Annotated in this window: 15 protein-coding genes; 9 read left to right on the forward strand and 6 right to left on the reverse strand. The window is 33.9% G+C overall.

What is annotated here, in order from left to right:
• The first annotated feature begins 8 nt into the window (after positions 1-8).
• Complete coding sequence (locus MST30_RS10215; RefSeq protein ID WP_243471309.1) at positions 9-764, forward strand: LytR/AlgR family response regulator transcription factor; 756 nt, start codon at positions 9-11, stop codon at positions 762-764.
• A gap of 4 nt (positions 765-768) precedes the next feature.
• Here MST30_RS10215 and MST30_RS10220 read toward each other — a convergent pair whose 3' ends face one another.
• Complete coding sequence (locus tag MST30_RS10220; RefSeq protein ID WP_243471310.1) at positions 769-1,947, reverse strand: LETM1-related biofilm-associated protein; 1,179 nt, start codon at positions 1,945-1,947, stop codon at positions 769-771.
• A 140-nt stretch (positions 1,948-2,087) separates the two neighbouring features.
• On the opposite strand from MST30_RS10220, the gene MST30_RS10225 reads away from it, so the two are divergent.
• The 4 genes from MST30_RS10225 to MST30_RS10240 all read left to right on the forward strand — a co-directional run bounded on the left by MST30_RS10225 (position 2,088) and on the right by MST30_RS10240 (position 6,900).
• Positions 2,088-2,744, forward strand: a complete 657-nt coding sequence (locus tag MST30_RS10225; RefSeq protein ID WP_243471311.1) for a DUF4331 family protein — start codon at positions 2,088-2,090, stop codon at positions 2,742-2,744.
• A gap of 62 nt (positions 2,745-2,806) precedes the next feature.
• Positions 2,807-3,325 (forward strand): DUF4331 family protein, encoded by a 519-nt coding sequence (locus MST30_RS10230; RefSeq protein WP_431107696.1) that lies wholly within the window; start codon positions 2,807-2,809, stop codon positions 3,323-3,325.
• A 117-nt stretch (positions 3,326-3,442) separates the two neighbouring features.
• Positions 3,443-4,675, forward strand: coding sequence for a tetratricopeptide repeat protein (locus MST30_RS10235; RefSeq protein WP_243471313.1), 1,233 nt, complete (start codon positions 3,443-3,445; stop codon positions 4,673-4,675).
• Between the two features lie 2 nt (positions 4,676-4,677).
• Positions 4,678-6,900, forward strand: a complete 2,223-nt coding sequence (locus MST30_RS10240; RefSeq protein WP_243471314.1) for a TonB-dependent receptor — start codon at positions 4,678-4,680, stop codon at positions 6,898-6,900.
• Between the two features lie 167 nt (positions 6,901-7,067).
• Here MST30_RS10240 and MST30_RS10245 read toward each other — a convergent pair whose 3' ends face one another.
• The 5 genes from MST30_RS10245 to recF all read right to left on the reverse strand — a co-directional run bounded on the left by MST30_RS10245 (position 7,068) and on the right by recF (position 11,709).
• On the reverse strand, positions 7,068-7,421 hold the full coding sequence (locus MST30_RS10245; protein WP_243471315.1) for a hypothetical protein: 354 nt from the start codon (positions 7,419-7,421) through the stop codon (positions 7,068-7,070).
• Positions 7,421-9,838, reverse strand: coding sequence for a penicillin acylase family protein (locus tag MST30_RS10250; protein WP_243471316.1), 2,418 nt, complete (start codon positions 9,836-9,838; stop codon positions 7,421-7,423). Before MST30_RS10250 ends, MST30_RS10245 begins: the two co-directional genes overlap by 1 nt.
• A 61-nt stretch (positions 9,839-9,899) precedes the next feature.
• Complete coding sequence (locus tag MST30_RS10255) at positions 9,900-10,196, reverse strand: DciA family protein (protein ID WP_243471317.1); 297 nt, start codon at positions 10,194-10,196, stop codon at positions 9,900-9,902.
• Positions 10,197-10,213: 17 nt separating this feature from the next.
• Complete coding sequence (locus MST30_RS10260; RefSeq protein WP_243471318.1) at positions 10,214-10,633, reverse strand: lipocalin family protein; 420 nt, start codon at positions 10,631-10,633, stop codon at positions 10,214-10,216.
• Positions 10,630-11,709 (reverse strand): DNA replication/repair protein RecF, encoded by a 1,080-nt coding sequence (recF, locus tag MST30_RS10265; RefSeq protein WP_243471319.1) that lies wholly within the window; start codon positions 11,707-11,709, stop codon positions 10,630-10,632. The genes MST30_RS10260 and recF overlap by 4 nt, the downstream gene beginning before the upstream one ends.
• Before the next feature lie 230 nt (positions 11,710-11,939).
• Between recF and MST30_RS10270 the strand changes: the two genes are divergently transcribed.
• From MST30_RS10270 to mutL, 4 genes are all read left to right on the forward strand, one after another.
• Complete coding sequence (locus MST30_RS10270) at positions 11,940-12,707, forward strand: tetratricopeptide repeat protein (RefSeq protein WP_243471320.1); 768 nt, start codon at positions 11,940-11,942, stop codon at positions 12,705-12,707.
• A complete protein-coding gene (gene ribH, locus MST30_RS10275; RefSeq protein WP_243471321.1) occupies positions 12,708-13,214 on the forward strand; it encodes a 6,7-dimethyl-8-ribityllumazine synthase in 507 nt (168 codons plus the stop codon).
• A 408-nt stretch (positions 13,215-13,622) separates the two neighbouring features.
• Entirely contained in the window at positions 13,623-13,898 is a 276-nt protein-coding gene (locus MST30_RS10280) for a riboflavin synthase subunit beta (protein ID WP_346346966.1), read from the forward strand.
• Positions 13,898-15,769, forward strand: a complete 1,872-nt coding sequence (mutL, locus tag MST30_RS10285) for a DNA mismatch repair endonuclease MutL (RefSeq protein ID WP_243471323.1) — start codon at positions 13,898-13,900, stop codon at positions 15,767-15,769. The genes MST30_RS10280 and mutL overlap by 1 nt, the downstream gene beginning before the upstream one ends.
• The last annotated feature ends 1 nt before the right edge of the window (position 15,770 follow it).

Raw genomic sequence — 15,770 nt, forward strand, 5'->3', positions numbered from 1 at the left:
CAAACAAAATGAATGTAATCATCATAGAAGACGAAAAACCATCAGCAAGAAGATTGCAACGTATGCTAAAAGCTTTGGAAGTAGAAGCAGAAACCATGTTGCATTCGGTTGAAGAATCTTTAGGTTGGTTTCAAAATAACAAACATCCAGATTTAATCTTTTTAGATATTCAATTGAGTGATGGCTTGTCTTTTGAAATTTTTGAAACCTTGGATATAAATTCAGCTGTTATTTTTACTACGGCTTATGATGAGTATGCGCTTCAAGCTTTTAAGTTGAATAGTATAGACTACTTATTAAAACCAATTGACGATGACGATTTAAGAATTGCGGTAAACAAGTTTAAAGGCAGAACACCACAAAAGCAATCCGTTACGTTAGACTTTAACGATATTAAAAAGCTGTTAGTTAATCCGATAGAACGTGAGTATAAAAAGCGTTTTTCGGTAAAAGTAGGTCAACATTTAAAGCTCATCAATATTGAAGATATTGAATGTATTTATAGTGAAAATAAAGGTACTTATGCTTATACTAACGAAGGTAGAAATTACCTGTTGGACTTAACTTTAGACCAGCTTGAAGAAGAATTGGAGCCACACGTGTTTTTTAGAGTTAGTAGAAAGTTTTACATCAACATCAATGCTATAAAAGATATCATAAGCTATACCAATTCTAGATTACAGGTTAAACTCAGTCACTTTGATGAGCAAGAAATAATTGTTGCTAGAGAGCGTGTAAAGGATTTTAAAAACTGGTTAGAGTAATCGGTTAGTCTTCCTCTTCAATTCTATTATCATCAAAAGCAGAGGGCAATAATTTTGGAATGATTTTCACAAAAAGTGGTAATAAAATAGCACCTCCAGGTAGCATAAAAATTGCTAAACTTGGTATGGATTTAAAAATATCTAGTAGTTGTTGCTGTATCTTTTTTTGTTCTTCATCATTAAGTGTTCTATAGGTTGAAGCTGTGAGTAATTTCATAGCTTCTTTACTCTCCGATAGCTCCTTTAAAAGACGTTTTTTATTGCGGTTAACAAGTTTAGATACCAGTTTGCTGCTATTGTCGTAAAAACTTTGAGCTAGGTTTTTAGAGCTTAAAAAAGCAACTTCTTCCTTATGCTCATCATAAAATGTATTTATAGATTCAATAGATTTGTCAATGACCTCCTGTTCTAAATTAAGGTCATTTTTCATTTTTTCCAGAAAATTTTGTTCAGCGGTATCTATCACCTTATCACTCCATGACGCCATACAAACTAAGTCAACTAGATATTGCTTTTCTAAAGGATGACTAATGGCTTTAATAACATCATCATAAGTGTTAATGTCTGTGTCTTTTTGGCGCATAGAGCTTTCAAAAAGCTTCATTAAATTTTCGTCGTAGTCAGATTTATTTGGCTTGGTTTCCATCACAGAAATAACCACAGACTCTAAGGCAGATTCTAAATTGTTTACATAATTTTCAATGTCTTTTTTACCATTTAAAAAATGAATGTACCCTAAGACATCAATAAAAAGTAAGGCATTAACCAAGAAGTAGTTGAAGCTTTTAGCAATAAAATTATCATCTATATGAATACGCTTATGAATTATCTTTTCTAACAACTTGTCTCCAGAAGATTCGCCAAAAAGTTCTTCAAAAAAAGAGCGTTCATTTTCACCAACATTTTTATAGTAGGAAACCAGCTTGTCTATAAAAGTATCTTCGCTGTGTCCTTCACTTAAATGTGTATGGTAAAAACATAAAAGCAGATTTATCTTGCTTCGTTCTTCTTCAGAAAAATCAAAAGATTGGTCAACAAACGATAAAGCGGAAATATTGCTGCCATAAATAAAACCTGTATCCCTTAGTTTGTTATAAAACTCTAAGGTGTCTATATCTGCCAGATTGTTATCTGATATGTCTTTTAGTAGTTTTTTTATCCAGCCTTTTGCTGATGGATTCATGGCAATGCAATTATGATATAAAGATACTTTTTATCTTCAAAAAACAACCACATTTCAAGCTTTTTGAAAAAATATAAAACCACCTTCTTCATTTTTCCGTAGGTAGAACAGAGACGCAATAATTAACAAAATCTCAAATTATGAAGAAAACAAAATTTTTAATGGCAGCAGCAATTGTAGGAATGGCTACGTTAGTTGCTATTGCGGCAGATCATATAGATGCTCCTGCTGTACAAGGTGGTACAAGTGATATCACAGATTTTTATGCCTTTCAGGGTGAGAACACATCAAACATAGCTTTTGTAGCGAATGTTCAGGGACTTTTGGGTTCTGGTAGCGATTCGCAAAATGCAGCTTTTGATGAAAACGTATTAGTTGAATTTAATATCGATAATACAGGAGACAATGTAGAAGATTTGGTAATCCAAGCCATTGCCAGAGATGGTAAAATGTATGTATTTGGACCAACTGCTCCTTCTCAAACAGGTTTAAACAGTACAATTGCAACTAATGCAGCCAATCAGTTTTCCGTAGACATTACACCTTATGGACAATCTGCAATTGTTGAAAGTTCTGGTGGAATGATGGCTTTTGCTGGCCCAAGAGATGATCCGTTTTTTATGGATTTTGCACAGTACAGCCAAATTATAGCAGGTAATGCTACAAGTTTTAACAATCCTGGTGCAGACACTTTTGCAGGTACTAATGTACTTTCTGTTGTGGTTGAGGTGCCTAAATCTATGATAGGTGGTTCAGGTACAATAAATACTTGGGTAGAATCTAAAAGAAGACAATAACAAACTTAAAATTTACAATGATGAAAACTAATAATATAAAACTTTATGCTATTGCAATGCTAATGTCTTTAGTGGCATTTAATTGTAATAATGATGATGACGGTGTTTCTCAGCCAATGGGTCCTGATTTCTCAGGAACTTATGCGCAGCAAGACCAAATGGGTAGACCAGCTGTAAATACAGTATTTGTATCCTCAGGTATGAAGGACGCTTTTAACACGACAGTGCCTTCAAATCAAGGAGCCGCTTTCCAAGCAATGTTTCAAAACAACTTAGAAGGATTAAGTCCTGCTTATGCAAATCCCGGTGATACAAATGCTTTGGGTCTAGACTCGGCCACATTTACGGGCTTATTAGCAACAGATGTACTTAATGTGTCTTTAGATGGTACAACAACATTTTATGACGGTACAAATGTGTTAACAGGAAGAGCTTTAGCAGATGATGTTATAACCGTTGAGTTACTACTGATTTTTGGTGGTGAAGATTTCTCTGAAAATCCAGGATTATCTAATGATAATGTAGATGCAAATGACAAAGCGTTTTTAACGTCTTTTCCTTACTTGGCTTCGCCTTGGTAAGATACTGAATACAATTCCTGAGGTAGTTTATTTGTCTGCTTCAGGAATATTTTTAACAACAAAAACTCGCAAACCATGATACTCAAAAAATACCTTCCCCTCATTATAGTGTTACTAATGTTTAGCTGTAAAAATGAAGTAACCAATAGTAATCACTATTCAGAATACCTTTCAAAAAAAGCTGATAAATCTGCACTTGTGGCAAACGCAGAACAATGGACAGATAAGCTTAGCGAAAACCCAAATCAATATCCATATTTAGTAAAACGTGCTGCAGCATATACTTCAATTTTTGAAGCTACAGGTGATATTGATTATTTGGTAAAAGCAGAAGACGATTTAAAGCAAGCAGTTGAAGTTACCAATGGAAAAACCACTTCATACTTAAAAAGTTTAGCTTCAAACTACATTTCTCAACATCGATTTAAAGAAGCACTACAGTTACTGGAGCAAGCCGAAGATAATAGTGATAAGTTAAATGGTACAAGAAAAATGCTTTTTGATGTACATCTTGAATTAGGAAATTATTTAGCTGCGGAATCTTATTTAAAAAGTTTTAAGAACACCTCAGATTTTGATTATTTAATTCGTTTGGCTAAATGGGAAGACCATAAAGGAAATTTGGAGGGAGCTATAATCAATATGGAAAAAGCAAAAGCTATAGCTGAAGCTTCCAATCTAAAAAGTCTTAAAAAATGGTCATATACAAATCTCGCAGACTTTTATGGTCATGCAGGTGATATAGAAAAATCCTATAATCTTTACTTGAAAGCTTTAGAGTTAGACCCTACAGATGCTTATGCCAAAAAAGGCATTGCATGGATAGCTTTTTCTTATGAAAATAATCCTATCATTGCGCAAAAAATTATAGACTCAGTAACTACGTATTATACCACTCCAGATTATGAGTTGTTTATGGCAGAAATAGCAGAGTACAATGAGGATGAATTGAAGAAAAGTGCCGCTATTGGTCGTTATAATGACATGGTGAGAAATAAAAATTATGGAGATATGTATAATGCATATAATGTTATAGTATATGCGGAGGAAATGTTGTTGCCAGAGAGAGCTATAGAGATAGCAGAACTTGAGGTGGAAAACAGACCTACACCACAATCATACGATTTATTGGCTTGGGGTTATTTTAAAAAAGGGAATGTAGAAAAGGCAAATGAAATTATTGAGATGCATGTAGAAGGACAAACTTTTGAACCAACAGTTTTGTATCACATCGCAGAAATTTATAAAGCAATGGGAAAAGTAGATGCTGTATCAAGTTTAAAGAATGAGTTGGTTGCCAGTCTCTATGAACTTGGTCCTACAATGGAATCTAAAATCAACCAATTATAATTATGAAAAATTTAAAATTAGTACTCGTTTTTCTAGGCTTCTGTCTTTACGGTATACAAGCACAAAATATAAAAGGAGTTGTTTTAAATGAACTTAACCAACCACTCGAAGCAGCTTATGTATATAACTTAAATTCAGAAGCTCATGCACACACATCAGAAAATGGTGTGTTTTATATAAGCCAAACTAAGTCTGGAGACTCATTAAAAGTTGGACTTTTGGGCTATAAGACAGCTATAGTACAAGTAACAAGTACAGACGATTTAAGTATCATTTTAGAAGAAAAAGTATTTCAGTTGGATGAGATGGTAATTCGTGAAGAACTCAATCCTGTAAGCACAATTACCAGATTAGATCTTAATGTTACTCCAGTAAATTCTTCACAAGAAGTGCTAAGAAAAGTGCCAGGTTTATTTATTGGTCAGCATGCTGGTGGAGGTAAAGCAGAGCAAATTTTTCTTCGAGGGTTTGATGTAGACCATGGTACAGATGTAGCTATTGGTGTAGATGGTATGCCTGTAAATATTGTGTCTCATGCGCACGGACAAGGGTATAGTGATTTGCACTTTGTAATACCAGAAACGGTAAACAAAATAGACTTTGGTAAAGGAGCTTACTATGCTTCAGAAGGAGATTTTAATACTGCAGGTTATGTAAACTTTAAAACCAAAGATTATATAGATGAAAGCAGTGTGTCGTTGGCTCTGGGTCAATTTAATACGTTAAGAACAGTAGGTTTGTTTGATTTGTTAGGGAACACCAAAAATCAAAATGCCTACATGGCAATGGAGTATATAGCCACAGATGGACCGTTTGATTCTCCTCAAAATTTTAATCGTCTTAACTTATTTGGAAAGTATGTAATGTACTCTCCAGAAAACGATAAGTTAACACTTACAGCATCACATTTTACAAGTCGTTGGGATGCTTCTGGGCAAATACCACAGCGCGAAGTTGATAACGGAAACATTACAAGATTTGGTGCTATTGATGATACCGAAGGTGGAGAAACATCTCGAACAAATTTAAATGTGACGTATGATAAATACATTACAGACAATACAACATTAAAAGCTAACGCTTACTACTCTCAATATGCTTTTGAATTGTATTCTAATTTTACATTTTTCCTAGAAGACCCTGTAAATGGTGACCAAATAAAGCAGAAAGAAGACAGACAGATTTTTGGAGCAAATGCTGCATTGAACTACACAACGTTTTTAGGAAGTACAGAGTTAAATTTAACATCAGGTTTTGGCTTACGACATGATATTATTGATGATGTAGAATTATCTAGAACGTTAAACCGAACCACAACTTTAGAAAATATTCAATTAGGAGATATAAATCAAACTAATATTGATGCCTTTGTAAAAGCAGATTTTGAGTTTGGTAAATTCAGAATAGCACCTGCTTTACGTTTAGACTATTTTAAGTTTATGTATAACGATGCGTTACAAACCAATTATGAAACAAAGTCTGAGACAAAAACAATAGTTAGTCCTAAGTTGAACTTCTATTATAATGCAAAAGATAATCTACAACTTTATTTAAAATCAGGTCTAGGTTTTCACTCTAACGATGCCAGAGTAGTTGTTGCAAATAATGGGAAAGATATCTTACCACGCTCTTATGGCGCAGATATAGGAACCATATGGAAACCGTTTCCAAAACTAGTAGTTAATTCTGCACTTTGGTATTTGTTCCTAGAACAAGAATTTGTTTATGTAGGAGATGCAGGTATTGTAGAGCCAAGTGGTAAAACAAGACGTTACGGATTAGATTTAGGATTGAGATATCAGATTAATGATTGGTTGTTTTTAGATTCTGATGCAACGTATACGCATGCAAGAAGTATAGATGAGCCAAATGGAGAAGATTATATACCTCTAGCACCAGATTTTACATTTACAGGTGGCTTATCAATAGATAATTTAAACGGATTTTCTGGCGGATTACGATTTAGATATTTGAATGATAGGCCAGCAAACGAAGATAATTCTATTGTGGCAGAAGGTTATACAGTTACAGATTTTAATCTTAACTATAGAATGAAGAATATAACACTAGGTATGATGGTAGAAAATCTGTTTGATGTAGACTGGAATGAAACCCAATTTGCTACAGAGTCGCGCTTACAAAATGAAGTAGATTCAGTAGAAGAGATTCATTTCACACCTGGTACACCATTTTTTATAAAAGGAATTATAACGTATAATTTTTAGGGGTCGACACTTAATTTGTGGGGAAGCAAATTAAGGTTGGTTGATTGGTTGCTAACAAGAAAGATTAACTGCTGATTACAGTTAATCGGTATCATGAGAAATTTTGATACTTTTTTGAGTTTTTTTGTTAGTTGAAACACCTGCACGAAAGTGTGGGTGTTTTTTTGCTATTTTTTTGAGGATAAGGCAATCTGCTTGCCAAATACAGCAGTAATACCAGCGGCTAGACCACCAACAATTCCTGTAACCAACATTAAAACAAAAGGGTTTCCTCCAAGAGGTAATAACGCGGCAATACGTTTTGCTAGTGTATAATCATTTCCGCTACTAAGTATAAAACTATAAGTTCCCCAAAACACAAGAATGGCCAAAAAAGGCACAAAAAACACAGCAGCTTTTTTAAGAGGAATAAATAATGAAGTTGCTAAAGCAGCAGTCATTATTGACCACCAAGGTAAAACAAATGATAAAAGAAATGCTAGTAGTATTGTTGCAAAAAAGTTTATGAGATTATTTTTCATTAGTTTTTAGGTGTTAAAGTTTGAGTGCTAATTATAGCATCTGTAGCTTGGTTAGATTGTAAAAAGTTAAGCTGATGATATTTTCCTGAAGCCCAGTCGTCTATAAAGTTGTCGTAGTATTTGCTTCCTGGATTTCCAGATTGTCCACCAGGATAAATACCAATAGCGGTAGGAGGTGAGCTCATTTCAACAATCATGCGCCATGAAGGACCATGATTTTCAGATGTAGCATTAACAATATTACGATCTCCACCAATTGGAATGTTAAGTCTTGAAAATGCAGGTAACGGTTGTAATAAGTGGCCTACATAGGTGCCTTTATAATTAGCCCATTTGTAGTCACCTTTTTCTTTTTTAATCTTAATTAATTGAGATGCAGCATCCTTAAAAGCAATTAAAAATAAATCTTTAGCGGTTTCGGTTTTATCTTTGGTTTCAACAATATCCATAAACTCATTGTCACCATTATTCTTTAAAAGATAAATAGTTTGATAGGTGAATGGAGGGTCTAAAGCAGTATCTTCAACATCAAATTCGTCCCAAACCAACTTATAAAGTTTGCCATACCACTGCCTAAAAATACTTGGCCCAACTTCATCAATATCATTATTAAATTTCCAGGCTTTTATTTCATTATAAATAGATATTTCTTCTTCTGTAAGTGAAGAGGTGTCCATGTGCTCTATCATGTACGGTACAATCTCTGCAGCTTTTAGATTGTAATTATTGTTGTGTAAATTTTTAAAATCAGCAACACTAAATTTATCTTTTGAATTAAAGTAATCATTAATAACTCTGTTTCTGTAGGTTTCGTAACCATCATTAAAAACATAATAAGGATAACTTTCATCTACAGGATGCTGGTTGGCAGAACTTACAAAACCACGATCAGGATTTTTGGTATGTGCATTAAATTGCTGAGGTATGTAGCTTTGCCAATCATTTTCAGGATTACTGCCATCCATTAAAAATTTACCTTGTCCTTCCCATTTATTCGGAAATTTACCTTGTATCCATAAGGCAATATCTCCTTCGGTTGAAGCAAAAACAAAGTTTTGAGCAGGTGCATTCCAATATTGCAATGCTTGTACGTATTCGTCGTAATTTTTTGCTTTATTAAGCTCTATAAAGGTTTTTTGATTATTTCCGCCTTCGTGCCCAATCCATTTCATGGCGTAACCTGCTAATTCTTTATCCGATTTAAAGTTGATGTCATACACCACAGGACCATGATGTGTGTAAAGTACTGTGTCTTTATAGTTTTCTTTTCCCTTTATTTTAATGTCTTCCACTCGAATTGAAACATCCTTCCATTCGTTGTCATATTTGTATTTTGTTCGGTCTTTGTTGAATTCAACCTTGTACCAATCAATAACATCTCTTGTTGCATTGGTTTCTCCCCAAGCGATATTTTGGTTAAATCCTGATATTACACCTAGTGCTCCAGGAATTGTAGCGCCGAATGCATTATGATTTGGTGTGCTAAGCTGCATTACAAACCAAATGGATGGTAGGTTAAGACCTAAATGTGGATCGTTTGCCAATATAGGATTTCCAGTTACCGATTTAGCTCCAGAAACCGCCCAGTTATTACTGCCATTATCTGGATTGGGTTTAGCAATTGTCTCTACAATAGTATCTAAAACAGCCTGGCTCTCTGGTAAAGGGGTTTGTGGTACATCTATAAAACTCCAATCGGTTTCTTTTGGTATAATTGGATCTGTAACGTCAAAGAAATCAGGAAATAATAAATCGAAATTGTCTTTGCCGAGTAAACGTAATGCATTGGTGTATTCTAGGTCGACGTCATAACCAGCCAACATTTTGGTCATATACATTAATAATAATGCTGTTTTTTTTGGTGTCCAAGCTTCTGGTTTGTAGTCTAGTAGTTTGTATTCTACAGGAAAATCTTCTGGCTTTAATTGACTGATGTAAGCATTAACACCATCTGCATAATCTTGTATATAACCTAAAGTTTCTTTGTCGTATTTTTCCATATAGGCTATGGCTTGGTCTGCTCCATAACCCATGCCTCTACGACGTTCTCTGCGATCGTAATCTAATGCTTTTTCCCCAACAAATTCAGATAAGCGTCCAGCTGCAGCAAAGGTCTGAAACTCTATTTGCCACAATCTATGTTTTGCGGTTATGTAACCTTGTGCTTTGTATAGGTCACTTTCGTTTTGCGCAAACACATGTGGAATTAATTGTTCGTCATAGTGTACGGTTACCTTACCTTTTAATCCGGGAATGTAAGCATTTCCTGAAGTGGCTTCTGTTGTTTCATTTTGCCAAATACCAGAATAGGGATTTAAGAATTTACCTATTGGAGGAATAGTGCCAAGTTTGGTGTTGAGAACAAAAAAAATTCCTATAGTAAGTATAAAGGAAATGATGAGTTTAGCGTATTTCATAAAGCGAGTATAATTGCTTATGAAAGTACAAAATAATTCTGAAGGCTAAAAAGGATTTTTCTTAACGAAGAACTAACTTCTTTACAATCTCTTTGCCAACAGATTCGTTAAGCATTTTTACAATTTTTTCGTTTCCGTAACTTAACTCTTCGCGTAATACGCTTGAGCTGAGCTGCACATATAACGTTTCATGTTTAAGCTCAATGGCGGTTGTGTAGTTGTTAACACCGTTTCCCATAAGATTTGCCCATGCCTCACGTATATTTACCTTATCTAAACCAGCTTCTAAATTGTTGGTTTGTACAAATTCTTTAAGGATTTCTTCTATTGGACGGTTATCGTTGTTTCGTTTTGCCATTTGTCTTGCTTCATTATTTACTCAACATCCAAATGTATTGGAGTATAACGTTTGTACAAATATATGTTATTGTCAGAGTTACTTACTTTCAGATGTGTTTCAGAAGCTTCTAAAACAGTTTCTTTCCACTTTGCGTAAGGTGTTCTGTAATAGAGATTTAAACTGTCATTTTCAATTTTTACAATTAACTTCTCAGCATCACCTGATGCAAAATAGGTGTCATTAATACCAGGTTTTAGTTTTTTTCTAAATCCTTGTAAGCTATCATTAATACTAATGTAATCTATAGTTTCGTTAAACTGATATTGCTTTTTAGTACCATTTTCTAAAGAGACTTCTTCAATTTCCCAGTAACCGTTAAGATGTTCTATGTATGGTTCAGGATTTTTAGAACAACTAAAGATTAGAATTAGTAGGATAAGACTATACTTTCTCATAGTTTAAAAATTTTGTAAGATTGATGAATCTGCTTAACCACATTTTCTGTTCGGTCTGCATGTGTATCGCTAATGAAAATCTGACCAAAATGATCGTTATCTACTAAACTGATAATCTGTGAAACTCTGTTCTCATCCAATTTGTCAAAAATATCATCGAGCAGTAAAATAGGAGAGACACCACTTTGTTGTTTTATAAAATCGAATTGTGCTAATTTTAGAGCAATCAAAAAAGATTTTTGTTGTCCTTGACTTCCAAATTTTTTAATCGGAAAGTCATCAATTGTAAAGACCAAATCGTCTTTGTGTGTGCCAACACTTGTGTATTGCAGAGCCTTATCTTTGTTGAGGTTGCTTCGTAGTAAATCAATCAAATCACCATCAAACAAATCGCTTTTGTATTTTAAGTCTATAGCTTCCTTGCTTTGACTTATAGCTTCGTAACGTTCTTTAAAAATTGGGATAAAAACATTTAAGAACTCATCTCGTTTTTTAAATATTTCAGTGCTGTAAGTATTTAATTGCTCATTGTAAATAGCAAGTGTGTCTGCATTAAAGGTGTTGTTAAGCGCAAAATATTTTAAAAGTGCATTGCGTTGCGAAAGTACTTTGTTATAGGAGATAAGTGCGGATAAATACGCTTTGTCACTTTGCGAAATTACACTATCTATAAATTTTCGTCTGGTATCGCTACCTTCAATAATTAAATCTCTATCAGCAGGAGATATAATAACCAAGGGAATAAAACCTATATGGTCGCTAAACTTTTCATAAGCTTTTCCGTTGCGTTTTATAATTTTTTTCTGGCCCTTTTTAAGCGAAACAATAATTTTTTCGGTGCGTTCATTTTTGCTAAAATTGCCATCAACTACAAAAAATTCGGTGCCATGTTTTATGTTTTGTAGGGCAACAGGATTAAAATAACTTTTGCCAAAAGCCAAATGGTAAATAGCGTCTAGAGCGTTTGTTTTACCAATACCATTAGCACCAACAAAGCAGTTTATTTTGCTATCGAAATCAAAAACCTGACTTTCAAAATTTTTGTAATTAACTAAAGATAATGCGTTTAGAACCATAAAAAACAGATGTCCTTTGCTTGAATTTAGTGGTGTTTTAATGTAATGAAACATCCATGATTAATCATAAATAACACAGCAAAAATGATAATAAGATGTTCCATGTGTCCTTTAAAAAACAATAAATATCAACACATGAATATTCTCGCAAATTATTGAAAAATAACAAATAATTAAGCTTTTAAATCCCAATAAAAATTTTATTTTTGCGCACGCATTAATAGAAAGATATGGCAACGTATAAGAAAAGAGGCTATAAACCGAAAACTAAAAAAGAAAAGGAAGTTATTGTTGATGAACATTCAACAACAGCAGAAGTATTTAACACTTTAGATGAGGGAGCTTCTAAGACAGAAGAGTGGTTTTTAAGAAATCAAAAATATATTGTAGGAGCAATAGCAGCAATAGCAGTTGTAGTTTTAGGCTACATGGGTTATAACAAATTTATTGCAGAACCACACCAAAAAGAGGCAATGAACGATATGTACCAGGCTAGAACCTACTTTGAGGAGGCTGTAAATGGTGTTTCATCAGATTCGCTTTATAATATGGCTTTAAATGGTGGTAACGGTAAATTTGGAATGGTAGATATAGCTAAAGAATACAGTGGTACACCTGCTGGAAATCTAGCAAACTATTATGCTGGTATATCTTATTTAAATCTAAAGGATTACGAAAAAGCAATAAGTCATCTTCAAGAATTTACTAGCGATGCTTCAATTCCAGATCCAATTGTTAAAGGAGCAATAGGTGATGCTTTTGTTCAGTTAGAGCAATATAAAGATGGTTTAGATTATTACGAGAAAGCGTTTAAGGCTGACGTAAATAATTATACAACACCAATGTTTTTAATGAAAGCTGCTCGTATAGCCATTAGGTTAGGAGAAAACCAAAAAGCTTTAGATTACTTAAAGCGTATTGATAATGAATTTGACAGCTCTACAGAAGCTGCACAAGTTGATGTTTTAATAGGTATGGTTGAAGCTAAAATGCAATAAATGGCTACCGCAAATCATAATTTATCTAATTACGATAAAGCAACAATCCCAAACGCGAAAGACTTTCGGTTTGGGATTGTTGTTTCAGAATGGAATGACACTATAACAGAAGGGCTTTGGCAAGGTGCATTTGATGCGTTGACAGATTGTGGTGCATTAAAAGAAAACATAGTACGTTGGAATGTGCCAGGTGCTTTTGAGCTTACCTATGGAGCTGCCAGAATGTCTAAAAGCATTTATGCCGAATCTGGTATGTTAGATGCTATTATTGTTATAGGTTGTGTTATACAAGGTGAAACCAAACATTTCGATTTTGTTTGCGAAGGTGTTACTCAAGGAATAAAAGACCTGAATTTGTCTGGTGATATTCCAGTAATTTTCTGTGTACTAACAGATAATAACATGCAACAATCTATAGATCGTTCTGGCGGAAAACATGGTAACAAAGGTACAGAAGCTGCCATAGCGGCAATTAAAATGGCACAGCTTAGAAAGGAGACGAAGTAGTTTTCAGTATTCAGTTAAAATAAAGTTTCAAACTTCGACTTCAAATTTATCTTCCAATTTAAAGTGGCATCCTTTTTGTTGATAATTTTAAGGAATCCTTAAACGTTTTTTCCTAGTATTTTAAGTACTTTTGAGACTATCAAGGTTTTAATATATAAGACAACTTGTTTAATCAAAGAAAAAATAAACAGTTTAATTATAAGCCACGCTTTCAGGATTCTGAAACCGATAATTATCGGGAAGAGTCGAAAGACGACTTGGAGCGTAAGTGGAGTGCAATGAAGGGTAATACCAAGCGAAAATCTAACAAGTTATTTTCCTTACCAGCTTTAATCATAATGCTCATAGCGCTTTTTGTTTTAATGTATGTCCTAGAAGGATATATTAAATAAGGATATTATGGGATTAATGAAATTGAAAAAAAATAAAAAGTACAATTATAAACCACGTTATTATAAAGGTGATGGCAATCCTTATGAATTAAAACATAAGTTTGATGACTATCGTAAAACCATAAATCCGCCAAAAGGAATTAAAGGGAAATGGAACGCAGCAATGGATGAATATAAAAATAATAGAGACGAAAACGTAAACAAGCGTGTCTTCATCATTGCAGGTATTTTAATTCTGTTGTTTTTGTTTTTATTTGGTTTTGATTTATCTATTTTTTCTTCCCAAAGCTAATGACAGATATCATTCAACTTTTACCAGACCATGTTGCCAACCAAATTGCAGCTGGTGAAGTGGTACAACGTCCTGCTTCTGTAGTTAAAGAGCTTTTAGAAAATGCAATTGATGCTGGTGCAGACGACATAAAACTTATTGTAAAAGATGCTGGTAAAACACTAGTGCAAGTTATAGATAATGGCAAAGGCATGAGTGTTACTGATGCACGTTTAAGCTTTGAGCGTCATGCCACATCAAAAATAAAATCTGCTGAAGATTTATTTCAGCTTAATACCAAAGGATTCAGAGGTGAAGCTTTAGCAAGTATTGCGGCTATTGCACATGTAGAGCTAAAAACCAAACGACCAAATGATGAATTGGGCACAGCCATAGAGATAGAAGGCAGTACAGTAAAATCTCAAGAGGTTACAGTAACTCCAACAGGAACTTCTGTTGCTGTAAAAAACTTGTTTTTTAATATTCCTGCAAGACGAAACTTTTTAAAATCTGATACAGTAGAGTTAAGACATATAACAGATGAGTTTCATCGTGTAGCTTTGGCACATCCTAATATTGCGTTTGCTTTTTACCACAATGGAAGCGAGCTTTTTAATATTCCGAATGAAAATTACAGGCAACGTGTTGTTCATATTTTTGGTAACAAAACCAATGAAAGATTAGTGCCTGTTGAAGAAGATACAGAGGTTTTGAAGATTTCAGGATTTGTAGGTAAGCCAGAGTATTCTAAGAAAACACGATCAGAGCAGTTCTTTTTTGTAAACCAACGGTTTATAAAAAGTCCGTATCTAAATCATGCTATAAGTGCAGCATTTGAAGGTTTATTAAAAGATGGATACCACGCTAGTTATTTTTTGAATCTTACAGTAGATCCAAAAACTATAGATATTAATATTCATCCTACAAAAACCGAAATTAAGTTTGATGATGAGCATACGCTTTACGCTATTTTAAGATCAGCTGTAAAGCATAGTTTAGGGCAATTTAATATAGCACCAGTTCTAGATTTTGAACAACAAAGTAGCTTTGATACACCTTACAGCTACAAAGATAAAGCAGGTAAAGCTCCAACGATAGAGGTAGACCGAAGTTTTAATCCATTTGCAGATGAAGGAAATACTTCACGTAGCATGTCTTCTAAATCTACTTCTACCAGAACGAGTTTTAAGTCTGCACCAGCAGCAAACTGGGAGAGTTTATATGTAGGCTTAGAATCTAAGGGCAACGGAAGTCAAGGAGATGATGCTAGCGTAAGTTTTGAAAAAGAAGTTAAAACTGAAACAATTTTTAGTGATGCTTCTGTAGAAACGAGTAAAACTACATTTCAACTTCAACAAAAATATATTGTAAGTACGCTAAAATCTGGTATGCTTATTATAGACCAAAATAGAGCGCACCAACGTGTGTTGTACGAAGGTTTTTTAAAGCATATTACTATTAAAGAAGCTACAAGTCAACAACTGTTATTTCCACTGCAGTTGAGTTTTACTCCCAATGAAGTGAATATCATTTCAGGGTTACAAGAAGATTTGGAACATACAGGATTTGTGTTTTCCGACGTTAAAGAAGAAACAATAACAATTACTGGAGTTCCTGTTGGAGTGCCAGAAAGTGAAGTCTCTATAATTTTAGAGCAACTTATTAGTGATGTTGAGAATGATGTGCCAGATGCTAACTTTAGTGCTGCAGATTTATTAGCTAAGTCTATGGCTAAGAGTTTAGCAATTAAAAACGGACAAACACTTAATAATACTGAACAAGAACATTTGGTGAATAGTTTATTTGCTTGTAAAGAACCAAATGTGTCACCAACCAACAGACCAACGTTTATAACAATGTCTACCGACGACATTGAAAAGAAATTTATGTAGT

The sequence above is a fragment of the Winogradskyella sp. MH6 genome (genome assembly GCF_022810765.1).
Lineage (GTDB): Bacteria > Bacteroidota > Bacteroidia > Flavobacteriales > Flavobacteriaceae > Winogradskyella.